This is a genomic window from Streptomyces sp. NBC_00386 (assembly GCF_036063235.1).
In the GTDB taxonomy this organism is placed as follows: Bacteria; Actinomycetota; Actinomycetes; order Streptomycetales; family Streptomycetaceae; genus Streptomyces.
Genome location: NZ_CP107950.1, coordinates 7,546,355 through 7,568,002, shown reverse-complemented (window position 1 = coordinate 7,568,002; position 21,648 = coordinate 7,546,355). Strand labels below are relative to the sequence as shown.

Here is a 21,648-nt window from a genome sequence, read left to right as displayed (position 1 = left end):
TCGCAAGGATGCGGTCGCTCGTCGTGGTCATGGAAGGAAGTAAAGCAGACCGGGAACCGGGGTCCGCCACCGCTGTCCGAATAGCGGACAGCGGTGGACACCGGCGTACGCCTTCTCAGGCCCGGACGGAGATCTCCATTCCCTTGTCCGTCACCAGTACGGACAAGGCGGAGAGGTCCTCGACCACGAGGTCCGCGTCGAGTTCGCCGGCCTGGTGCGTTGTGGCCAACGCCACGGTGGTCATGCCCGCGGCGCGGCCCGCCCGGAGCCCGGCGGGGGCGTCCTCGAAGACGACGCAGCGGGCCGGGTCGACGCCCAGTTCGCGGGCGGCCAGCAGATAGGGCTCGGGGTCGGGCTTTCCCCGGGTGACGTCGTCGGCGCAGACCATCGTCTTGGGGCGGATCCCCACCTCGTCCAGCCGCGCTTCGGCGAGCCTGCGGGTGGCCGAGGTCACGACGGCCCAGCGCTCGGCGGGCAGTCCGGCGAGCAGCGCGAGGGTGCCGGGCAGCGCCTCGACCCCGCCCGGCACGTCGTCGACCTCCAGCTGCTCGATGCGGGCGAGCGCCTCGGGGACGAGGGCGGCGGGCAGCAGGTCGGCGGCTATCTCGACGGCGGGGCGGCCGTGCAGGCCGATCGCGGCGAAGTCCTCGGCGGTGATCCCGTACTCCTCGGCCCACAGGGTCCAGCAGCGGTTCACCGACTCGAGGGACGAGACGAGGGTGCCGTCGTTGTCGAACAGGAGGGCTTCAGCGTGGATCTTCATGGCTTCGACCCTACGGGGGAGCCCGGGGGCGAGCGCATCAGGTCTTTTGGCCCGTAATAGGGTCACGGCATGTTTGATGCCCTGACGGTCGCGACGGCCGTCGCCGCGCTCGCGCTCGCCGCCTGGTGCGGCTGGGCCGCCCATCGCGATCAGCCCACCAAGGACTGGCACTTCATCGGCATGGCCGTGGTGAGCGTGCTGGTTCTGGTCCAGCTGGTGATCGGCGTCGTCCAGCTGGCGCGCGGCGAGAAGCCGGAACAGGGCACGACGATCTTCGTGGCGTATCTGATCGGCGCCTTCGCCTGCATCCCCGCCGCGGGATTCATGTCGCTGGCGGAGCGCACCCGCTGGGGTTCGGTCACGGTGGCGGCCGGCGGCATCGTGCTGGCCGTGCTCGAAGTCCGGCTCTACGACATCTGGGGAGGCTGAGATGACGGCCACGGAGGAGAACACGACCGTGCCTCGGGACGAGCGGAACGTGCAGGGCGTGCAGGGCGCGCAGGGCGGAACGCCGCCGGAGCCGGCCGCCGGCACGAAGCGCGCGCGGCTGATCGGCGGCCCCGGGATCCTGCTGGTGTGGCTGTACGGAGTGATGGTGGTCGGCGCCGTCTCACGGTCGGCCGTGCAGATCTCCACGCAGTTCGACAAGGCACCGCTCGCCTACTCGCTGTCCGCGGTCGCCGGTCTCGTCTACGGATTCATCACGTACTCGCTCGTGCGCGGCGGCGAGAGGGCGCGCAGGGCGGCGCTGGTGTGCTGCGCCGCCGAGCTCGCGGGTGTACTGATCGTCGGGACCTGGACGCTGGCCGAGCCCTCCGCCTTCCCCGACGCCACGGTGTGGTCGGACTACGGCATGGGCTATCTCTTCATCCCGGTCCTGCTGCCGCTGTCGGCGATGTACTGGCTGCGCAAGGCGCGTACGACCGCCGCCGTCTGACGAACCGGCCGCGCTCAGGCGCTGGTCGCGTACACGCCGGTGTCAGCGCCCTTGGCCAGGGTCACCAGCGTCATGCGCTCGCCCACCCGTTCCTGCGAGACGGGCGCGTAGCCGTGCTTGCGGTACAGGCGCAGGTTGCGCTCGCTGCGGTGGCCCGTGAACAGCTGGAAGGACTTGGCCGTTCCTTCGGCGCCGAGGCGGGTCTCGATCGCGTCGAGCAGACGTCCGCCCAGACCGTGCCGCTGCATGCGCGGGTGCACGATGAGCTTGTTGATGCGGGCCGTGCCGTCGGTGTCGACGGCGCCGCGCACCGAGGCCACCACCTCGTCGCCGAGCCGGGCCACCAGTACGGTGCCGCCCGCCAGTTCCGCCCTGAGCGAGTCGAGCGGCTGGGTGAGCGGCTCGATGCCGTAGTCGCCGTACAGCTCGGCCTCGCTCTGATAGCAGAGGTACTGCAGCTTCAGGATCGATTCCGCATCCTGCTCGGTCGCCGCCGAGATGGTCACGCTCATGCCCATGTGTGCATGCCTCCCGCTCACCTGTTCCGGTCGTCCCCCACTCCTATCCCCGTCGTCAGCGGGCCGCAACCTCCGCCGTCAGCAATCGGCGAAGACATCCAAGACATCTGGAGCGTTCCGGACCAAGACTGCCCTGTGAGATACCCAACTCGCCCGCGATCTCCTGGTAGGTGAGGTCCCTGGGGGAGAGCAGCGCGGCCATCAGGCCCGGGCACCGGCCGGGCAGCCGGCGTACCGCCTCGTGCAGCTCGCGACGGCGGACGGCGGCCATCGCCCGCTGCTCCGGGCCAAAACCGCTGTCTTCCACGGGCTCGGTGGCGTAGGGCTGCTCGACGCGGGCCGTGCGGCGGCTGCGGCGGGCCTCCGAGCGCACGGCCCGGCGCACCCAGCGCCGCGGGTCGGCGGGCGGTCCCGTCGTGTCCAGGCGTTCCAGCAGCCGCAGCCAGACGGCCTGTTCCAGGTCGCCCGGCTCGGCGCCCGAGGCGTGGGCCTCCGCCGACGCCTCGGCGGACAGCAGCGGGCGCAGGGCGGTAACCAGCTCGTGGGTCATGTGCGGCACGACGCAGCCGCCCCGGCACGAGGTTGCCGGGACGGCCTTTTCTCACCCCATCCGGGGCGAGGGGGTCGTCCGTTGACGGAGGGCGGGCATCCGTCCCGTTCCGTGCCCCGGTCCGTCGGCGGACCGGGGCCGTGGCCTCATCGCCCGAGGAAGTCCGCGCGGGCCAGCACCGCGGTGTCCGCGTTGTCGGAGAACACGCCGTCGATGCCCGTCTCGAAGTACACCTTGAAGGCGCCGAAGGGGTCCCCGTAGGCGTCCGCGGCGGTGCCCTGGCGGAAGTTCGCGGGCAGGAAGGGGTTCTCGTTGCGCATGGTGTACGGGTGCAGGATGAGGCCCGCCCGGTGCGCGTCGGCGACGAGCGTGGTCGGCGTGGTCAGGTTGCCGGCCGCGTCCTTGGGGATGACCAGGTCGAGCGTGGGGCCGATGCCCTGCGCGTACGAGGCGATCCACTTCAGGCCCGCGGGCGTGACGAGGTCGGCGACCGTGCGGGGGTCACCCGCCGCGACGAAGTCCCAGGGGCGGGTGTTCGCGGCCGAGAGCAGGACGACGAGCGGGTTGCCGACGAGCTTGTCCAGCCGCTGGATGCTGCTCGGCTCGAAGGACTGGAGGATGACCGGCGAGTCCTTCTTGTCCTTGCCGTACTTGCGCAGCAGTTTCGCGACCCGCTCCTCCAGGCCGAGGCCGAGGGCCCGGAAGTAGGTGGGGTGCTTGGTCTCGGGGTAGATCCAGACCTGCTTGCCGCGCCTGCGGGTCTGCTCGTCCTGCCAGCGGAGCACCTCTTCGAAGGTGGGGATCTCCCAGCGGCCGTTGTAGAGGGTGTTGTGCGGGCGGTTCGCGGGGATGCGCTCGACGGCGCGCAGGGTCTTCAGCTCGGCGAGGGTGAAGTCCTCGGTGAACCAGCCGGTGGTGGGGACCCCGTCGAGCGTCTTGGTCGTCTTGCGGCCGGCGAACTCGGGGTGCGCCGAGACGTCCGTGGTCCCGCCGATTTCCGGCTCGTGACGGCATACGAGATGGCCGTCCCTGGTGGGCACCAGGTCGCCGGCCTCGACGACGTCGGCGCCCAGGTCGAGGGCGAGCTGGTACGAGCCGAAGGTGTGCTCCGGCCGGTAGCCGCTGGCTCCGCGGTGACCGATGACGGTCGGTCTGGGCAGACTCCGGTAGCCGCCGCCGTGGCGTTCGTCCGCGCTCGCGGTGCCGGGCAGACCGAGGGCCGCTCCGCCCGCCCCGAGCACCGCGGCTCCCAGCAGCGTCCGCCGCGCCGTGCCCCGCTCCTGACCGTTCGACTCCTGCGCCCGCATGAGCGCTCCTCCCGCCGTAGGTGCCTGCCTGTCGAAGCGGGACGATCGTAGGTGTCCCCGCGTGACGGGAGGGAGGCCCGCGGCGGAACAGTGGGTGACCTCGGATCCCCCGCAGGATGCGGAACATGACGGTCCGTCGGCATCGGCCGGGCGGTCGCGGGTAGGCGTGGGGCGGAGGGGGGGGCGTACGGCCTCTCGCCGGGCGCTCACCCGTTCGCCGGTACCCGCGCGCGATGTCCGTCACACCGGACCGGACCCGTGTCCACCGCTCACAGGCGCACAACCGCAGGTAAACGTAGGTCAACAGTGCGTATCCGGTCGATGAACCCGATGTGCAATCGACCGGGAACCGCGAGTATCGTCCTCACCTGCACAGACTCCATACCGATCCCTTGACACCGGAGGGCCCGTTGTCCCGCTTCGCGCTCATCAAGGCAGTGCTCGGAACGATCATCCGCCTGATGTTCCGCCTCAGGGTGGAAGGCGTGGAGCACATCCCCGGCAAGGGTCCCGTGATCCTGGCCGGCAACCACCTCACGTTCATCGACTCGATGATCCTTCCGCTGGTCTGCGACCGCCAGGTGTTCTTCATCGGCAAGGACGAGTACGTCACGGGCAAGGGCCTCAAGGGCCGGCTCATGGCGTGGTTCTTCACCGGCACCGGCATGATCCCGGTGGACCGGGACGGCGCCAACGGCGGCGTGGCCGCGCTGATGACCGGCCGCCGCGTCCTGGAGGAGGGCAAGATCTTCGGCATCTACCCCGAGGGCACCCGCTCCCCCGACGGCCGCCTGTACCGCGGCCGCACCGGCATCGCCCGGCTCACCATGATGACCGGCGCCCCTGTCGTCCCGTTCGCGATGGTCGGCACGGACAAGCTCCAGCCGGGCGGCGCGGGCATGCCGCGCCCGGGCAAGGTCACCGTGCGCTTCGGGCCGGCCATGGAGTTCTCCCGCTACGAGGGCATGGACCGCGACCGGTACGTGCTGCGCGCCGTCACCGACTCCGTGATGACCGAGGTCATGCGGCTCTCCGGCCAGGAGTACGTCGACATGTACGCCACCAAGGCGAAGGCCGCCTGACACGTCGGCCGCGCGAAGGCTCCCCTCTTCGCCCCGCGCCACGACATCGCACACGGGTGGGCCCCGGCCGGAAGCTTCCGGCCGGGGCCCACCTTTTGCGTTCAGGTCGGAGCGTGCGCCCGGACCGTTCAGGACGGGACCGGGCTCCGCCGAGCCGCTCCGCGCCCGCGAACCCCGACCGCGGTCCTACGCGTCCAGCCTCTGGCCGCGCAGCAGGAACCAGGCCGCCACCGCGGTGGCGAGCAGGACGGCCGCGCCCGCGGCGGAGGCGAGTGCCAGGCCGTCCACGAAGGACTCCCTGGCCGCGGTCAGCAGCGCCTCGGCGGTGTGTCCGGGGAGACTTCCGGCGGCCTCCACCGCTCCGCCCAGCGAGTCGCGCGCCTCGGCCGGTGTGCCCGCGGGGCCGGTGAAGCCCGCGTAGACGCCGGTCACGACGGAGCCGAGCAGCGCGATGCCCAGGGCCGCGCCGAGTTCGTACGCCGTCTCGGAGACCGCGGACGCGGCGCCCGCCTGCTCCTTGGGCACGGCGGAGAGGATGACGTCGGCGGTGACGGTGAACGAGAAGCCCGCGCCGATGCCGACGACCAGCAGGGCCGTGCCGAGCAGCGGATAGCCGGTGGAGCGGTCCAGCACGGTGAGCGCGCCGAGCGCGAGACCCACGGCGGCGAGTCCGCCGGACACGACGGTCCGCACGGAGAAGCGCCGGGCAGACCTTCCCGCGACCAGACCCGCCGCCACCGCGCCCACGGCGGCGGGGACTTCGGCGAGCCCCGCCTCGAACGGCCCGCGCCCCTGCACGAGTTGCAGGTACTGGGAGAGGAAGAACACGAGTCCGGACATGCCGAGCACGGTGAACAGGTCGGCGAGCACCGCGCCGGAGAATCCCCGGTTGCGGAACAGACGGACGTCCAACAGCGGTGCGGGAAGCGTCAGCTGGCGGCGTACGAACCAGATGAGGGCGCCCGTGCCCAGCAGGCCCGCGACGAGTGCCCGGCCGCCGGGCCCGTGCGCGGCGAGCTCCTTCACCGCGTACACCACACCGATCACTCCGACGAGCGAGAGCGTCACGCTGATCAGGTCCCAGGGCCCGGGGTTCGGGCTCTTCGACTCGGGGAGCAGCCTGCGCCCGACGAGGACGAGGACCACCATCACCGGAAGGTTGATGAGGAAGACCGAACCCCACCAGAAGTGTTCGAGCAGCAGGCCGCCGACGACGGGACCGACCGCCGTGCCCGCGGAGGCCGTCGCGCCCCAGATGCCGATGGCGAGGCTGCGTTCGCGCGGGTCGTGGAAGATGTTGCGGATCAGGGCGAGGGTGGCGGGCATCAGGGTCGCGCCCGCGACGCCGAGCAGCGCCCGCGCCAGGATCATCGTCTCGGGTGTCGTGGCATAGGCGTTGAGCACGGATATCAGGCCGAACGCCGTGGCGCCGGCCAGCAGCAGCCTCTTGCGGCCGATGCGGTCACCGAGGCTGCCCATGGAGACGAGCAGACCGGCGATGACGAAGGAGTAGACGTCACCGATCCACAGAAGCTGGGTGCCCGAGGGTTCGAGGTCCTCGCTGATGTACGGGGTCGCGAGGCCGAGGACGGTCGCGTCGACGGCCACCAGCAGCACGGCGAGGACGAGGACGCAGAGCGCGAGCCAGCGGCCCGGGCGCTTCGGCGTCTCCGTCACAACGGCCGGCCGCAGGGTGCTGGTCATGGTTCCTCTCTCCTGAGCGCGCCGCCGAGCAGCAACTCGACGATCATGTGGTGGAAGTCGTTGGCGGCGACCCGGCCCTCGGTCACGGCCCAGGCCGCCGAGGCCATCAGCCCGTAGAGCGCCTCGGTGAGCCAGGCCGGGCTGAGGTCGATGCGGAACTCGCCGCTCTGCTGGCCGCGCCGGAACAGCGCGGCCATCCGGGCGTCGAGCCGGGCCCAGCCCTCGTGCTGCCCGTCGCCCTCGAAGAGCTGGTTCTCCGTGTAGAGGAAGGCGAGCAGTCCGGCCACCTTCTCCAGCTCCCGCACCAGGCGGCGCACGGCTTCCTGGGCGGTGCCGTCGTCGAGGCGGGCCGCGTCCAGGGCGGCCTCGCACTCCTCGATGCCGAGCGCCTCCAGCGCGCGCACGAGCGCGTCCCGGCCGGCGAACTGGCGGTGCAGCGTGGCCCGGCTGATCCCGGCGGCCTTGGCGACCTCGTCCATGGTCGCGGTGGATTTCCGGGTGAGCAGGGCGGCTGCGCTGCGCAGCACGTGATCACGGTCGACAGCCATGAGACAACAGTACCGCACCTGAGACATGAATGTCTCATACGGTGTATGTGTGTCTCACACCCGTCTGGTCCAGGCGTTGCTCGAAGCCCTTCCGATGCGTCTCCTCGCACCCAGGCACTCAGGCGCTCAGGGCCCTCAGTGCCAGGGCAGCTGCCCGCGTCGCTCCCAGTACGCCCGCGGTTCCTCCACGAGGGCGGCCAGCCGGGAGAGCTGGCCGTCGTCGAGGTCGACGACCGCGGCGTGCAGGTTGGAGGCGAGCTGGTTGGCGGTGGCCGCCCCCGACAGGACGACGCCCACCCAGGGCTGCCGCAGGATCATCGCGAGGGCGACCGCGTCGCAGCCGAGAGAGGTCTCCGCGGCGACGGCACGCAGCGCCTCCGGCGCGTGAGGTCCGGCGAGCCGGCCATTGCCCATGCCCTCCTTGACGATCACCGTGAGCCCGGCGTCGTGGGCCTCGGCGAGCGCCGGGGCGGCGGAGGTCTCCAGGACGTTGTACGTGGACTGGACGGTACGGAAGAGGGGCTCGCCGTCCACCGTGACGGCGAGCGCGGCACGGATCGCCTCCGCCTGGGCGGGCCCGCTGGTGGAGAAGCCGATCGACAGGCCCTGGGCGGCCGCTTCGGCGAGCGCCGCGTGCAGTTCCTTGTCGGTGAGGGCCGGGCTGTCCGGGGTCACCGAGTGGATCTGGTAGAGGTCGAGCCGGTCGCCGAGCAGCTCCGCGGTCTCGGCGCGCTGGCGCTCGTACATGGCGAGGCCGTGGTCCTTGACCTCGTGCGCCTCGGCGTCGGTGCGCCAGTCGGCCGTGTAGGCGTAGCCCCACTTGCTGCCGATGACGACGTCGTCGACGTCCGGGCGGCTGTTCAGCCAGCCGGCGAGGAACTCCTCCGAACGGCCGTAGGAGCGGGCCACGTCGAAGTAGCGCACGCCCTGGGCGTAGGCGGCTTCGAGGAGTTCACGGGTGCGCTCGCGCAGGGCGTCGACACTGCGGTCGGCCGGGAGGTCCTCCTCGCGCCCGAGGTTGATGTAGCCGGGACGGCCCACGGCGGCGAGCCCCAGGCCGAGGTGGGCGGTGGGAGTCGTGGCTGAGGCGAGACGTGCGAAGGGCATCGCGGCTCCGTTCGGTCGGCTCCTTTACGGCTCCCGGCCAACGTAACCCGCGACACCCTCCGTCGTACGGCACCCGCCCCGGTCCGCGGACCGTGTCCGCTCCGCGGCGGTGGGGCAGGGTGCCGTCACGCTACTTCCGCTTGGCCGCCGCCCAGGTCTGCTGCGCGGCGACGTCCGTCTTGATCTCGGCGAGCTGGACGGCGACGGCGCTCGGTGCCGTACCGCCGCGGCCGTCGCGGGAGGCGAGGGCTCCGGGGACGTCGAGGACGGTCCGCACCTCGGGCGTCAGGTGCGCCGAGATCTTCGCGAACTGCTCGTCGGTCAGCTCGTCCAGTTCCTTGCCGTCCGCCTCGGCGACCTTCACGCACTCACCCGCGACCTCGTGCGCGACACGGAAGGGCACGCCCTGCTTGACCAGCCACTCGGCGATGTCGGTGGCGAGCGAGAAGCCGGCCGGGGCCAGCTCCTCCATGCGCTCGCGGTGGACGGTCAGCGTGGCCATCATGCCGGTGAAGGCGGGGAGGAGGACCTCGAGCTGGTCGCAGGAGTCGAAGACCGGCTCCTTGTCCTCCTGGAGGTCGCGGTTGTACGCGAGGGGCAGCGCCTTGAGCGTGGCCATCAGCCCGGTCAGGTTGCCGATCAGACGGCCCGACTTGCCGCGTGCCAGCTCGGCGATGTCCGGGTTCTTCTTCTGCGGCATGATCGACGAGCCGGTGGAGAACGCGTCGTGGAGGGTGACGAAGGAGAACTCCTTCGTGTTCCAGATGATGACCTCCTCGGCGATCCGGGAGAGGTTCACGCCGATCATCGCGGTGATGAAGGCGAACTCCGCCACGAAGTCGCGGGAGGCCGTGCCGTCGATGGAGTTGGCGACACTGCCGTGCTCGAAGCCGAGGTCCTTCGCCACCGCCTCGGGGTCCAGGCCGAGGGAGGAACCGGCCAGGGCGCCGGAGCCGTACGGCGAGATGGCCGTCCGCTCGTCCCACTGCCGCAGCCGTTCGGCGTCCCGGGACAGGGACTGGACGTGGGCCAGGACGTGATGCGCGAACAGCACGGGCTGGGCGTGCTGGAGGTGGGTGCGCCCCGGCATCGCCACGTCCGGGTGGGCCTCCGCCAGACCGATCAGCGCCTCCTGGAGGTCGGCGATCAGACCGCCGATGATCCGGGCGTGGTCGCGCAGGTACATCCGGAAGAGCGTGGCCACCTGGTCGTTGCGGGAGCGGCCGGCGCGGAGCTTGCCGCCGAGGTCGGGGCCGAGGCGCTCGAGGAGGCCGCGCTCGAGAGCCGTGTGCACGTCCTCGTCGGCGATCGTGCCCACGAAGGAGCCGTCGGCGACGTCCGACTCCAGCAGGTCGAGGCCCTCGGTCATGCGCGTGAGCTCGTCCTCGGTGAGCAGGCCCGCCTTGTGCAGCACGCGCGCGTGGGCACGCGAACCGGCGATGTCGTACGGCGCGAGGCGCCAGTCGAAGTGGACCGACGCGGACAGCTTGGCCAGGGCCTCGGCGGGACCGTCGGCGAACCGTCCGCCCCAGAGCCGGACGTCACCGCTGTTGCTGCTCACTTGCGTTACTCCTCGAAAGGTGTGGATGTGCCGCCGCCTCCCCACGCGTGCGTGAGGAGGCGGCTGCCAGGCTAGTGCTCGGGAGGCTTCGAGGCGGCGGACACGACGCGGTCCGCGCCGAGTCCCGTACGGCTCAGGCCAGATCCCGCTTGGCGGCGATCTTCGACGACAGGCTGTAGATGTCGATGAAGCCCTTGGCCGCGGCCTGGTCGAAGGTGTCGCCGGTGTCGTACGTGGCGAGGTCGAAGTCGTAGAGCGAGGTGTCGGAGCGCCGGCCCGTGACGACCGCGCGGCCGCCGTGGAGGGTCATCCGGATGTCGCCGTTGACGTGCTGGTTGGCCTCGTCGATGAAGCCGTCCAGGGCGCGCTTGAGCGGAGAGAACCACTGGCCGTCGTAGACCAGTTCGCCCCAGCGCTGCTCGACCTGCCGCTTGTAGCGGGCGAGTTCACGCTCGACCGTGACGTTCTCCAGCTCCTGGTGCGCGGTGATCAGCGCGATCGCGCCCGGAGCCTCGTACACCTCACGGGACTTGATGCCCACGAGCCGGTCCTCGACCATGTCGATCCGGCCGATGCCCTGGGCGCCGGCGCGCTCGTTGAGCTGCTGGATCGCCTGGAGCACGCTGACGGGCTTGCCGTCGATCGCGACCGGGACGCCCTGCTTGAAGGTGATGATCACCTCGTCGGCCTCGCGGTGCTCGGCCGGGTTCGAGGTGTACTCGTAGATGTCCTCGATCGGCGCGTTCCAGATGTCCTCCAGGAAGCCCGTCTCGACCGCGCGCCCGAAGACGTTCTGGTCGATGGAGTACGGGGACTTCTTGGTGGTGGCGATCGGGAGCTGCTTCTCCTCGCAGAACGCGATCGCCTTGTCCCGGGTCATCGCGTAGTCACGGACCGGCGCGATGCACTTGAGGTCGGGGGCGAGGGCGACGATGCCGGCCTCGAACCGCACCTGGTCGTTGCCCTTGCCGGTGCAGCCGTGGGCGACCGTGGTGGCGCCGTGCTTCTGGGCGGCGGCGACGAGGTGCTTGACGATCGTCGGCCGGGAGAGGGCGGAGACCAGCGGGTAGCGGTCCATGTAGAGGGCGTTGGCCTTGATCGCCGGGAGGCAGTACTCATCGGCGAACTCGTCCTTGGCGTCCGCGACCTCGGCCTCGACGGCACCGCAGGCGAGTGCTCGCTTGCGGATCACGTCCAGGTCCTCGCCGCCCTGGCCGACGTCGACCGCAACGGCGATGACCTCGGCGCCCGTCTCCTCGGCGATCCAGCCGATGGCGACGGAGGTGTCCAGACCGCCCGAGTAGGCGAGTACGACGCGCTCGGTCACGGGATTCTCCTCACAGTGCATTCGCTGACATGCATGAGTATGCAGCAGTCTGCATGGTTCGTCAATCGCGGCCCGCGGGGCGGCGGCTTCCTCCGGCGTCCCGGCGGCGACTTCCTCCGGCACCACGGCGGCGCGTTCCCGGCACGCCCGGCCGAGGAATCTTCACGGAGGGTTGAACACCCGAAACCGCTTTCGCGTATCTCCCGCTGAACGCAGGCGCCGCGTTCGCGCACGGCAGGCACACGAACGATGACCGACCGGACGAACACCGGGCGGTCGTCCGTCCCCGACCCGAGTGAGGATTCCGCATGTCCAGGGCTCTTCCGAAGTACAACAAGCGGCGCGTCGTGATGATCGGCGGAGCCTCCGCCGTGGTGCTGTCCGCGGCGGTGATCGCCGGCAGCGCCCTGGCGGGCGAGTCGCACGACACCGCGCAGAACGCCACGACGAAGGCCGCGGCGAACACGGTGAACTGCCCGGCGGTCGCCCCGAGCCTGCCCGCGGTCCCCGCCTCCGCGAAGGCCGAGGTCGACCGCAACCTCGCCCTGCTGGACACCCAGATCGCCGAGGCGAACAAGCGGCTGGTCGACACCGTCGGACAGGGCGGCCCGAACTTCGTCCAGAACGCGATCCTCGGCCCCCTCAAGGACAAGCGGGTCTCCACCATCGACCGCATCGCGATCTCCATCGGCCGCACCGCCGCCAAGCCCACCGGACTCGACACCCTCGCCGCCTGCACGCTCAACACCGCGGGCGCGGGCGCCGGCGGTGCGGGCGCCGCCTCCACCGCGCCGAGCGCGCCGGCCACGGCACAGGCGGGCGGTGACGCCTCCGGAGCGGGTGCCGCCACCGCCGCCGGCACCATCACCTGCCCGGACGTCGCCTCGCAGCTGCCCGCCGTGCCGGCCTCCGCCAAGGCCGAGGTCGACCGCAACCTGGCTCTGCTGAACACCCAGATCGCCGAGGCCAACACCCGTCTGGCCAAGACCGTCGGACAGGGCGGCCCGAACTTCGTCCAGAACGCGATCCTCGGCCCCCTCAAGGACAAGCGGGTCTCCACCATCGACCGCATCGCGATCTCCATCGGCCGCACCGCCGCCAAGCCCACCGGACTCGACACCCTCGCCGCCTGCACGCTCACCAAGTGACCTGACCCGCCATGCGGCCGCCCCGCCGGCAAGGGCCGGGGCGGTACGCGGGTTCCGGCGGTGCCCCTGAACGACGCCGCCGGAACCCGCAATCCCTTAGACAGGCGAAAGGTTTTCCCCGATAATCGTTAGACATGGGAAAGACCTATGAGCGCATCGACGGCCGCCTCCGCACCTTCATCGAGGCACAGCCCCTCTTCTTCACCGCGACCGCGCCCCTGTCCGGGGACGGCACGGTCAACCTCTCCCCCAAAGGGCTCAGCGGCTCGTTCGCCGTTCTCGACGAACTGACCGTGGCCTACCTGGACTTCGCCGGGAGCACCGCGGAGACGATCGCGCATCTGCGCGAGAACGGCCGGATCACCCTGATGTGGTGCGCCTTCCAGGGTCCGCCCAACATCGTCCGGGTGCACGGCCGCGGCGAGCCGGTCTTCCGCGACGACCCACGCTTCGCGGAACTCCTCACCCATTTCGGCGCTATCGACCCGACCGCGCACGGGCTGCGCGCGATCATCGTCGTGACGGCCGAGCTCGTCCGCGACTCCTGCGGCTACGCGGTGCCCTACATGTCCTACGACGACGACCGCGACCTGCACGGCAGGCGCTTCGCGCGCGAGGACGACGCCTCGCTGAACGCGTACTTCACCAAGAAGGAGCACATCGCGACGAGCCTGGACGGACTTCCCGGGCTGCCGCTGCCGTTGCCCCCCAGTACGGTCTGAGCCATGCGCCTCGGAGCCGCCGCCCTCGCGTCCGTGTCCCTGCTCGCCCTGGCCCCGGGCGGGCCGCCGCCCGTCGCCGTACTGCCCTCGCGGCTGGCCGACACCGGCGGCGGGAGCCAGATCCTCACCGCCGAGGCACCCCGCGCGAACGCGACCTCGGGGACCCTCACCTGGTGGGACCTGCGGGGCGGGCGCTGGGTGCGGGCCGGCTCCGCTCCCGCGCGGTTCGGGGCGCGCGGACTCGTCGAGGGCGGAGCCCGGCGCCAGGGCACGAACACGACACCCACGGGGCTGTACGAGCTGCCGTACGCGTTCGGGACCCGGGCGGCGCCGGCCGGGACCTCCCTGCCGTACCGCCGGGTGAACCAGGACTCCTGGTGGTGCCAGGACAACGCCTCCCGGTCGTACAACCGGTGGACCGAGCCGCGCCCCACGGACTGCCGGGCCGAGGAGTCCGAGCATCTGGTCGCCTACGACAAGCAGTACGCGTACGCCCTCGTCATCGGGTTCAACTACGCGCGGCCGGTGCGGGGGCGTGGCGCGGGGATCTTCCTGCACGTCGGCGGGAGCGGTCCCACGGCCGGTTGCGTGTCCGTGCCGGCGGACGCGATGCGGCGGATCCTCGCGTGGGCCGATCCCGTGCGCAGGCCGCACATCGCCATCGGCACGACGGGCGGGGCGACGGCGGTCACCCGGTACTGACGGCGCCGAGGGAGCGACGGCGACCTGGTACGGGCCGTGGTTCAGGCGGCGGGGATGCCGACCGTGAACGTGGTCGCTCCCGGGCCGCTCTCCAGGGTGACCGTGCCGTCGTGTGCCTCGACCACGGCCGCGACGATCGACAGACCGAGCCCGGCTCCGCCGCCGGTGCCGTCGGCGCGACGGCGGTCCGCGCGGGTGAAGCGCTCGAAGACGCCGGGCCGGACCTCCTCGGGAACCCCGGGGCCGTCGTCGTGGACCTTCAGCACGGCCTCCTCGCCGGCCCGCTCCAGGGACACCGTCACCCGGGTGCCCGCGGGCGTGTGGACCCGCGCGTTGGCCAGCAGATTGGCCGAGACCTGCTGGAGCCGGTGCGCGTCGCCCGTCACGATCACCGGCTCCTCCGGCAGTTCCAGGACCCAGCGGTGGCCGGGGCCCGCCGCGCGGGCGTCGGTGACCGCGTCGAGGACGAGGTGGGTGAGGTCGACGGGAAGGCGTTCCAGGGGGCGGCCCGCGTCGAGGCGGGCCAGCAGCAGCAGGTCGTCGACCATCTCGCCCATGCGCGCAGACTCGGCGGCGATCCGTTCGAGGGCGCGCGTCACCTTCGGGGGCACCGGGCCGGGGTGCAGCAGCGCCAGCTCGGCGTGGCCGCGGACCGAGGCGACCGGGGTGCGCAGCTCGTGGCTGGCGTCGGCGGCGAAGGTGCGCAGCCGTTCCTCGCTCGCGTGCCGCTTGGTGAGCGCGTCCTCGACATGGCCGAGCATGCGGTCGAAGGCGCCGGCGACGCGGCCCACCTCGCTGCGCGGGTCCGACCCGGGCGCCCGTGGAGGCAGCGCCACCTCGCCACTGGCGAGCGGGAGTTCACTCACCCGGGTGGCGGTCGCGGCGACCCGGTTCAGCGGTCGGAGCGACCAGCGCACCCACAGGGCTCCGGCGACCCCGGTGACCACGAGGGCCACGCCGAAGACCAGGGCGGCGACGAGTTCCAGACGGTGGACGGCCGCGTCGACCGGCTCCGTGGGCAGCCCGGTGACCAGCACGTCACCGTCCTTGCCGGGTGCCGCGAGGACGCGGTAGCCGCCCAGGGCCGAAAGACGGACGGTGTGGGCCCGGCCGTCCACCGGCACCGCGGCCAGGACCGCCTCGTCGTGAGCGGTCGGATCCACGTTCCGCACGGCCGTTCCGGAGCCCGGCGGCACGACGGCGGCGTTGGTGACGTCGTCGCCGACCAGGCGTGCTCCGAACGTGCCGGTGGCCTGACGCCGGGTGTCGCCGTGTTCGTCTCCGTCATGGTCGGACGGCTTGCCGGACGGCATCGCCGAACCGTGCTCCAGGCTCGCCGGGAACCGCGGCCCGGCTTCCTGGAGCTGCTGGTCGAGGCGGCCGGTCAGGAAGCCGTCCAGCTCGTAGACCGCGGCCACGCCGACGGCCGCGCAGCTCACGGCCAGGAGCACCACGAGGCCGGCGGTGAGGCGGGCGCGCATCGTGCGGGGGCGCGGCAGCGCGCGCAGAGCCGCCGTGAGCCGGGCCCACCAGCGCCTGGCCCTGGCTCCGTCCCTCGTGTCCGGGTTCACCGGCCCACCGCGGGTTTGATGACGTACCCGGCGCCCCGGACCGTGTGGATCATCGGGTCCCGGCCCGCGTCGACCTTCTTGCGCAGGTAGGAGATGTACAGCTCGACGACATGGGCCTGGCCCCCGAAGTCGTACGACCAGACGCGGTCGAGGATCTGTGCCTTGCTGAGCACACGGCGCGGGTTGCGCATCAGGAAGCGCAGCAGCTCGAACTCGGTCGGCGACAGCTCGACCAGGTCACCGCCCCGGGTCACCTCCCGGGCCTCCTCGTCCATCATCAGGTCCCCGACGACGAGCCGCGGGCCCTCGTCGGCGCGGCGGGCCATACCGGCACGGCGCAGCAGTCCACGCAGCCGGGCGACGACCTCTTCCAGGCTGAACGGCTTGGTGACGTAGTCGTCGCCGCCCGCCGTGATGCCGGCGATGCGGTCCTCCACCGCGTCCCGTGCGGTGAGGAAGAGGACGCAGACGTCCGGCAGCACTGTGTGCAGGTCGCGCAGCACGGCGAAGCCGTCGGTGTCCGGGAGCATCACGTCGAGGACGACGGCGTCGGGCAGCAGCTCGCGCGCCCTCGCGGCGGCCGAGGCGCCGTCGCAGGCGGTGCGGACCTCCCAGCCCTCGTAGCGCAGAGCGCCGGACAGGACCTCGGCCAGGTCCGGATCGTCGTCGACGACGAGGACACGCACGGAGGTGCCGTCGGGCCGGGTGAGCGAGGGCGGCCTGCCGGTCCCGCGGGACCGGCCAGCACCGACGCCAGGGTCACCGACGGCACCGGACACCGGGTCACCGACGGCACGGGACACCGGGTGCCGGGGAGTACCGGGGGCCGGGTCGCGGAGAGCGCCGGGGGCCGGGTCCCGGGGAGTACCGGGGGCCGGATCCCGGGAGAAGCCGGGGGCCGGATCCCGGGAGAAGCCAGGGGCCGGATCCCGGGAGAAGCCAGGGTCCGGGTCGCGGGAGAGGTCGGGGTCTGGGGCGGGAGTGTTCATGTCGCCTTCCAGCATCGCTGCTCCCGGCGGTCGCTCCCCGCCCCGCGACCTCTGAGTTCCCTGTGAGTCCGCGCTGAAGGGGCCGGTTCAGAGCCTCCTCAGAGGTTCACCACGCACAGTTCTCTTCCGGACGGCAGGAAGGAAGGGTGCACAGATGACCACGGTGTACGAGCGGGCGGCTCACCCGCGCACGACGCGGGGAGGCGGGCGGCCCCGGCCCTCGCCCGCCGGACCGCTGCTCGCCCTGCTGTGGGCGGGAGCGGCCGGGGTTCTCGCCCTGTGGTGGACCGACACACAGTCGGTGGTGGGCCTGGCCGGCTGGCTGACGGACGCCGGGCGGATCGCCGGACTGCTATGCGGCTACGGCTGCGCCGTTCTGGTGGCGCTGATGGCGCGGGTCCCGCTCCTGGAGCGGCGCGTCGGCTCCGACCGCGTGGCCCGTTGGCACGCCATGGCCGGCCGGTACACGATCTGCCTGCTGGCCGCGCACGTGACACTGATCCTCTTCGGCTACGCGGCCCAGGACGGGACCGGCGTCGTCCACGAGACGCTCAGTGTGGTGTTCGACTATCCGGACATGCTCAAGGCGACGACCGGCACGGTCATCCTGTTCGCCGTCGGGATCACCTCGGCACGCCTGGCCCGCCGCCGGATCAGTCACGAGTTCTGGTACTACGTGCACCTGCTGACGTACGCGGCGGTCTTCCTGGCCTTCTTCCACCAGCTCGCGCTCGGCTCCGACTTCGTCGGCGACGCGGCGGCGCGGGCCGCCTGGTACGCCCTCTACCTCGGTACGGCCGGGCTCGTCGTGTGGTTCCGGCTGCTCGCCCCCGTACGGCTCAACCGGCGCCACCGGCTGCGCGTGGAGTCCGTGCACCGGGAGTCCCCCGGGGTCTTCTCCATCGTGATCCGCGGGGAGCGCCTGGACGAACTGGACGCGCGGGCCGGTCAGTTCTTCCGCTGGCGCTTCCTCGCCGACGGGATGCGGTGGACCTCGACGCCGTACTCCCTGTCGGCACCAGCCCGTCCCGACCGGATGCGGATCACGGTGAAGGCCCTCGGCGACCACAGCGCGGCCGTGGGAATGCTGCGCCCCGGCACCCGGGTGTGGGCGGAGGGACCCTACGGCTCGCTGACGGCGGACCGGAGCACGGCGTCGAAGGCCCTGCTGATAGCGGGCGGCGTCGGCATCACACCGCTGCGCGCCCTGTTCGAGACCCTGCCCGGCCGGGTCACGCTGCTCTACCGGGCGCGCACGGCCGAGGACTTGGCGCTGGGCGGTGAGCTGGAGGACATCGCACGGTGGCGCGGGGCCCGCGTCCTGTACGCGCTCAACGCCGCCGACGGCACCCGCCCGCGGCTCACCGCCGAGTCGCTGCGCGAGACCGTGCCCGACATCGCCGAGCACGACGTCTATCTCTGCGGACCTCCCGCGATGGCGCGGGATCTGTACGGGGAGCTGCGCGCGGCGGGAGTCCCCGACCGCCGTATCCACCACGAGTCGTTCGAGCTGTGAGGCCACCGTGCACGCCCTGAAGAAGAACCGTCCGCTGCGCCGGGTGACACTGGCGGCCGCCGCCACGGTCACCGGTTTCGTCCTGCTGCTGTCGCTGAAGCCGCACACGGCGCCGACAGCGGCCGACGCCGCGTCGTCCGCGGGCCGTTCCCCGTCCTCGTCCTCATCTTCGTCCTCGTCCTCGTCCTCGTCCTCGGGAAGCTCGTCCGGGGACTCCTCGGGAGCGTCCGGGGGTTCGAAGAGCACGGGGACGGGGACCGTCACCGGCGACTCGGTGCAGACCCGTTGGGGGCCCGTCCAGGTGAGGATCACACTGAAGGACGGCAAGATCACCGAGTCCACGGCGGTCGTCTATCCTTCGGACAATCCCAGGGACCAGGAGATCAACAGTTACGCGCTTCCCGAGCTCAGGCGCGAGACGCTGGCCGCACAGAGCGCCCAGATCGACTCGGTGTCCGGAGCCACGTACACCAGTGACGGATACAGGCAGTCGCTGCAGTCCGCACTGGACTCGGCGGGCTTCTGAACGCACGGGCGTCGCGGACCGTATCTCTGGGCCAGGGGGCCACTCCCCTCACCCCGTCTCTCCAGGACGAACACGGAGGAACCGTGTCCACGATCGCCGGTGGTCGCGCCGCGCGGCGCCAGACCATGCGCCGAATCCGCCCTCGCCGCTCGCCCGCCGTCCCGCTGTTGATCGCCGTCTGGGCCGGCGCCGCCGCGGTCCTGTGGCTGTGGTGGAACAACACCCCGTCCATCGCGGACAACAACAGCAGGATCCTCAACGCCGGCCGCATCACCGGGCTGCTCGCCGGATATCTGATGGCCCTCGTGGTCCTGCAGATGGCCCGCGTCCCCGCCCTCGAACGCCGGGTGGGATCCGACCGGGTGGCGCGCTGGCACGCGATGACCGGCCGCTACACCATCTGCATGGTTCTCGCCCATCTCTTCCTGACGATGTGGGGCTATGCCCTGCAGTCCGGCAAGGGGCTCGGCGGGATCGTGCAGCAGACCGTCGACTCGGTCAACCAGCTGCCCGACATGGGCAAGGCCGCGATCGGCACGGGTCTGCTCGTGCTCATCGGGTTCATATCCGTCGGCTGGCTGCGCCGGCTGATCCCGTACGACACCTGGTACCACGTCCACCTGCTGACGTACGCCGCGGTGTTCCTGACGTTCTGGCACCAGCTCTCCACCGGCAACGACTTCGCGGTGGAGCCGGTCGCCAAGACCGTCTGGTACGGGCTCTACGGATCGGTGACCGCGCTGGTCATCTGGTACCGAATCCTTTCTCCGATCCGGCTGAACCTGAAGCACCGGATGCGGGTCCAGGCCGTCATCGAGGAGACGCCCGGCATCGTGTCGGTGCTGATCAGCGGACGCAAGCTGCACCGGATGGGTGCCGAGGCCGGGCAGTTCTTCCGCTGGCGCTTCCTGGCGCCCGGGATGCGGTTCAGCTCCCACCCGTACTCGCTCTCGGCGTCGCCCCGCCCCAACATGCTGCGCATCACCGTGAAGGCGATCGGCGACCACAGCGCCGCCCTGCGGGATCTGAAGCCGGGCACCCGGGTCTGGGCCGAGGGCCCCTACGGCGCCCTGACCGCCGCAAAGCGCAGCCGCGGAAAGGTGCTCCTGGTGGCGGGTGGCGTCGGCATCACCCCGATGCGGACGCTGTTCGAGACCCTTCCCGGCGCGTCGGGCGACCTCACACTGCTCTACCGGGCCAACACCACCCAGGACCTGGCCCTGTGGGACGAACTGGCCGCCATCTCCAAGGAGCGCGGGGCGCGTCTGATGTACGCGGTGAACAGCCCCGAGGGCGAACGTCCGGACATCTCGGCGGACTCCCTGCGCCGCAAGCTGCCCGACATAGACGACCACGACGTCTTCATGTGCGGGCCGCCCGGCTTCGCCCAGGAGGTGTACGCGGCACTGCGCGGCGCGGGTGTCCCCGCCCGCCGCATCCATCACGAGTCGTTCGAGATGTGAGCGACGGGAGTCAGGAACGATGAAGACAAATCACCCCATCCGGCGGTTCGTGCTGGCGAGCGCCGCCACCGTGTCCGGGATCGTGCTGCTGCTGGCGCTCAAGCCGGCGACCGACCCGGCCGCCGCGTCGGCGCAGGCGGGCGCGGCGCCCCAGCAGACCGCCGCCGGGCAGGGAGCGCCGCAGGGCGGCACCGCTCAGCAGTCGGGTACCGCCACCGTCCTCGGTGACGTGGTGCAGACGCAGTACGGGCCGGTCCAGGTACAGCTCACCATGAGCGGCGGCAAGATCACCAAGGCGGACGCGGTCCAGGCGCCCTCGGGCGGGACCAGCTCCCAGAAGACCGAACTCGCCGTGCCCAAGCTCAACCAGGAGGCCGTCGCCGCGGGCAGCGCCGACGTCGACGCAGTCTCCGGCGCGACCTACACCAGCGAGGGCTACAAGAAGTCCCTCCAGTCGGCCCTGGACAAGGCGAAGGCCGCCGGCGGCGCATCGGGGTCCTCCGGGTCCTCGGGCAAGGCCGGGGCGTCCCCGGCGGCACCGGCCGCGCAGGCGCGCGTCGTCACCGGGACCGTGTCCGACACCCAGTACGGCCCCGTCCAGGTCCGGCTCACCCTCGACGGCAAGAAGATCACCAAGGCCGAGGCGGTCCAGGCGCCCTCGGGCGGGACCAGCTCCCAGAAGACCGAACTCTCCGTACCCAAGCTCAACCAGGAGGCCGTCGCCGCGGGCAGCGCCCAGATCGACACCGTCTCCGGCGCGACCTACACCAGCGAGGGCTACAAGAAGTCCCTGCAGTCGGCGCTGGACAAGGCCGGTGTCTGAGCCCGCGCAGGACGCACCGCAGGAGCTGCGCCACGCCGAGGAGGTGATGGGCACGGTCTTCTCCTTCGACGTGCGCGGCGGCGAACCCGAGGCCGTGCGGACGGCGTTGGAGGAGGCGGTCACCCAACTGCACCGCGTGGACGCGGTGTTCAGCACCTACCGCGAGGACAGCCAGATCTCGCGGCTGGTGCGCGGAGAGCTCACCGTCGAGGAGTGCGACCCGGAGGTCGCCGAGGTGCTCGACCTGGGCGCCGAGGCGGAACGGGCCAGCGACGGCTGGTTCAGCACGCGCTACGAGGGCCGGCTCGACCCCACGGGGATCGTCAAGGGCTGGGCGGCGGAGCGCGCGGCCCTGAGTCTCGCCGCGGCCGGGGCGAGCGGAGTGAGCGTCAACGGCGGCGGCGACGTCCAGCTCTGCGGTGTCCCCGGGCCGCACCGCCCCTGGCGGGTGGGCGTGTCCGACCCGCTCCGCCCGGGCTCGCTCGCCGCGGTGGTCTCCGCGGCCGGCGTCGACCGGCTGGCCGTCGCGACCTCGGGCACCGCCGAACGCGGTGCCCATATCGTCGACCCGCGCACCGGGAAGTCGGCGGTCACCGACCTGCTGGCCGTGACCGTGGTGGGCCCGAGTCTGACCTGGGCGGACGCCTGGGCGACCGCGGCCTTCGCGATGGGTTCGCGGGCGGGCCTCGACTGGCTGGAGTCGCTCCCGGACGTGGAGGCGCTGCTCATCACGGCCGGCAACGAGGTCCGGTGCACCGGAGGCCTCGCCCAGCGCCTGGGGTGA

The 21,648-nt window shown here is 71.8% G+C and carries 22 protein-coding genes; 11 read left to right on the top strand and 11 right to left on the bottom strand.

What is annotated here, in order from left to right:
* Positions 1 to 115 precede the first annotated feature (115 nt).
* A complete protein-coding gene (locus OG780_RS33235) occupies positions 116 to 763 on the bottom strand; it encodes an HAD family hydrolase (RefSeq protein ID WP_326788858.1) in 648 nt (215 codons plus the stop codon).
* 69 nt (positions 764 to 832) lie between these two features.
* On the opposite strand from OG780_RS33235, the gene OG780_RS33230 reads away from it, so the two are divergent.
* On the top strand, positions 833 to 1,192 hold the full coding sequence (locus OG780_RS33230) for a hypothetical protein (RefSeq protein ID WP_326788857.1): 360 nt from the start codon (positions 833 to 835) through the stop codon (positions 1,190 to 1,192).
* A gap of 1 nt (position 1,193) precedes the next feature.
* On the top strand, positions 1,194 to 1,700 hold the full coding sequence (locus OG780_RS33225; protein ID WP_328454421.1) for a hypothetical protein: 507 nt from the start codon (positions 1,194 to 1,196) through the stop codon (positions 1,698 to 1,700).
* Between the two features lie 14 nt (positions 1,701 to 1,714).
* Here the strand turns inward: OG780_RS33225 and OG780_RS33220 are convergent, their stop codons facing one another.
* The 3 genes from OG780_RS33220 to OG780_RS33210 form a co-directional block, all read right to left on the bottom strand.
* On the bottom strand, positions 1,715 to 2,218 hold the full coding sequence (locus tag OG780_RS33220; protein ID WP_328454419.1) for a GNAT family N-acetyltransferase: 504 nt from the start codon (positions 2,216 to 2,218) through the stop codon (positions 1,715 to 1,717).
* A 55-nt stretch (positions 2,219 to 2,273) separates the two neighbouring features.
* The gene (locus tag OG780_RS33215) at positions 2,274 to 2,768 is read right to left on the bottom strand and encodes an RNA polymerase sigma factor (RefSeq protein WP_328454417.1); all 495 of its coding nucleotides are present in this window, start codon (positions 2,766 to 2,768) and stop codon (positions 2,274 to 2,276) included.
* Between the two features lie 146 nt (positions 2,769 to 2,914).
* Entirely contained in the window at positions 2,915 to 4,075 is a 1,161-nt protein-coding gene (locus OG780_RS33210) for a glycerophosphodiester phosphodiesterase (RefSeq protein ID WP_328454415.1), read from the bottom strand.
* Positions 4,076 to 4,467: 392 nt separating this feature from the next.
* On the opposite strand from OG780_RS33210, the gene OG780_RS33205 reads away from it, so the two are divergent.
* Positions 4,468 to 5,157 (top strand): lysophospholipid acyltransferase family protein, encoded by a 690-nt coding sequence (locus OG780_RS33205; protein ID WP_326788852.1) that lies wholly within the window; start codon positions 4,468 to 4,470, stop codon positions 5,155 to 5,157.
* A 186-nt stretch (positions 5,158 to 5,343) separates the two neighbouring features.
* Here OG780_RS33205 and OG780_RS33200 read toward each other — a convergent pair whose 3' ends face one another.
* From OG780_RS33200 to OG780_RS33180, 5 genes are all read right to left on the bottom strand, one after another.
* Complete coding sequence (locus OG780_RS33200) at positions 5,344 to 6,861, bottom strand: MFS transporter (RefSeq protein ID WP_328454413.1); 1,518 nt, start codon at positions 6,859 to 6,861, stop codon at positions 5,344 to 5,346.
* Complete coding sequence (locus OG780_RS33195; RefSeq protein WP_326788850.1) at positions 6,858 to 7,409, bottom strand: TetR/AcrR family transcriptional regulator; 552 nt, start codon at positions 7,407 to 7,409, stop codon at positions 6,858 to 6,860. The genes OG780_RS33200 and OG780_RS33195 overlap by 4 nt, the downstream gene beginning before the upstream one ends.
* Positions 7,410 to 7,544: 135 nt before the next feature.
* On the bottom strand, positions 7,545 to 8,516 hold the full coding sequence (locus OG780_RS33190) for an aldo/keto reductase (RefSeq protein WP_328454409.1): 972 nt from the start codon (positions 8,514 to 8,516) through the stop codon (positions 7,545 to 7,547).
* 130 nt (positions 8,517 to 8,646) lie between these two features.
* Complete coding sequence (argH, locus tag OG780_RS33185; protein WP_328454407.1) at positions 8,647 to 10,077, bottom strand: argininosuccinate lyase; 1,431 nt, start codon at positions 10,075 to 10,077, stop codon at positions 8,647 to 8,649.
* A 133-nt stretch (positions 10,078 to 10,210) separates the two neighbouring features.
* Positions 10,211 to 11,404 carry an argininosuccinate synthase gene (locus OG780_RS33180; protein ID WP_328454405.1) on the bottom strand — a complete coding sequence of 398 codons (1,194 nt, stop codon included), beginning with the start codon at positions 11,402 to 11,404 and terminating at the stop codon, positions 10,211 to 10,213.
* Between the two features lie 308 nt (positions 11,405 to 11,712).
* Here OG780_RS33180 and OG780_RS33175 point away from each other — a divergent pair, with 308 nt between their 5' ends.
* The 3 genes from OG780_RS33175 to OG780_RS33165 all read left to right on the top strand — a co-directional run bounded on the left by OG780_RS33175 (position 11,713) and on the right by OG780_RS33165 (position 13,976).
* The gene (locus tag OG780_RS33175; RefSeq protein WP_328454403.1) at positions 11,713 to 12,552 is read left to right on the top strand and encodes a hypothetical protein; all 840 of its coding nucleotides are present in this window, start codon (positions 11,713 to 11,715) and stop codon (positions 12,550 to 12,552) included.
* Positions 12,553 to 12,686: 134 nt separating this feature from the next.
* Positions 12,687 to 13,274 (top strand): pyridoxamine 5'-phosphate oxidase family protein, encoded by a 588-nt coding sequence (locus OG780_RS33170; protein ID WP_328454401.1) that lies wholly within the window; start codon positions 12,687 to 12,689, stop codon positions 13,272 to 13,274.
* Positions 13,275 to 13,277: 3 nt separating this feature from the next.
* Positions 13,278 to 13,976: a L,D-transpeptidase family protein gene (locus OG780_RS33165; RefSeq protein ID WP_328454399.1), complete on the top strand. Its 699-nt coding sequence runs from the start codon at positions 13,278 to 13,280 to the stop codon at positions 13,974 to 13,976.
* Positions 13,977 to 14,017: 41 nt separating this feature from the next.
* Here OG780_RS33165 and OG780_RS33160 read toward each other — a convergent pair whose 3' ends face one another.
* Complete coding sequence (locus OG780_RS33160) at positions 14,018 to 15,457, bottom strand: sensor histidine kinase (RefSeq protein ID WP_328458574.1); 1,440 nt, start codon at positions 15,455 to 15,457, stop codon at positions 14,018 to 14,020.
* 86 nt (positions 15,458 to 15,543) lie between these two features.
* Entirely contained in the window at positions 15,544 to 16,233 is a 690-nt protein-coding gene (locus OG780_RS33155; protein WP_443062340.1) for a response regulator transcription factor, read from the bottom strand.
* A 457-nt stretch (positions 16,234 to 16,690) separates the two neighbouring features.
* Between OG780_RS33155 and OG780_RS33150 the strand changes: the two genes are divergently transcribed.
* The 5 genes from OG780_RS33150 to OG780_RS33130 all read left to right on the top strand — a co-directional run bounded on the left by OG780_RS33150 (position 16,691) and on the right by OG780_RS33130 (position 21,648).
* Positions 16,691 to 18,052 (top strand): ferredoxin reductase family protein, encoded by a 1,362-nt coding sequence (locus OG780_RS33150; protein WP_328454397.1) that lies wholly within the window; start codon positions 16,691 to 16,693, stop codon positions 18,050 to 18,052.
* A 7-nt stretch (positions 18,053 to 18,059) separates the two neighbouring features.
* The gene (locus OG780_RS33145; RefSeq protein ID WP_328454395.1) at positions 18,060 to 18,578 is read left to right on the top strand and encodes an FMN-binding protein; all 519 of its coding nucleotides are present in this window, start codon (positions 18,060 to 18,062) and stop codon (positions 18,576 to 18,578) included.
* A gap of 125 nt (positions 18,579 to 18,703) precedes the next feature.
* Positions 18,704 to 20,041 carry a ferredoxin reductase family protein gene (locus OG780_RS33140; protein WP_328458570.1) on the top strand — a complete coding sequence of 446 codons (1,338 nt, stop codon included), beginning with the start codon at positions 18,704 to 18,706 and terminating at the stop codon, positions 20,039 to 20,041.
* A gap of 19 nt (positions 20,042 to 20,060) precedes the next feature.
* A complete protein-coding gene (locus tag OG780_RS33135) occupies positions 20,061 to 20,864 on the top strand; it encodes an FMN-binding protein (protein ID WP_328454393.1) in 804 nt (267 codons plus the stop codon).
* On the top strand, positions 20,857 to 21,648 hold the full coding sequence (locus OG780_RS33130; protein ID WP_328454391.1) for an FAD:protein FMN transferase: 792 nt from the start codon (positions 20,857 to 20,859) through the stop codon (positions 21,646 to 21,648). The genes OG780_RS33135 and OG780_RS33130 overlap by 8 nt, the downstream gene beginning before the upstream one ends.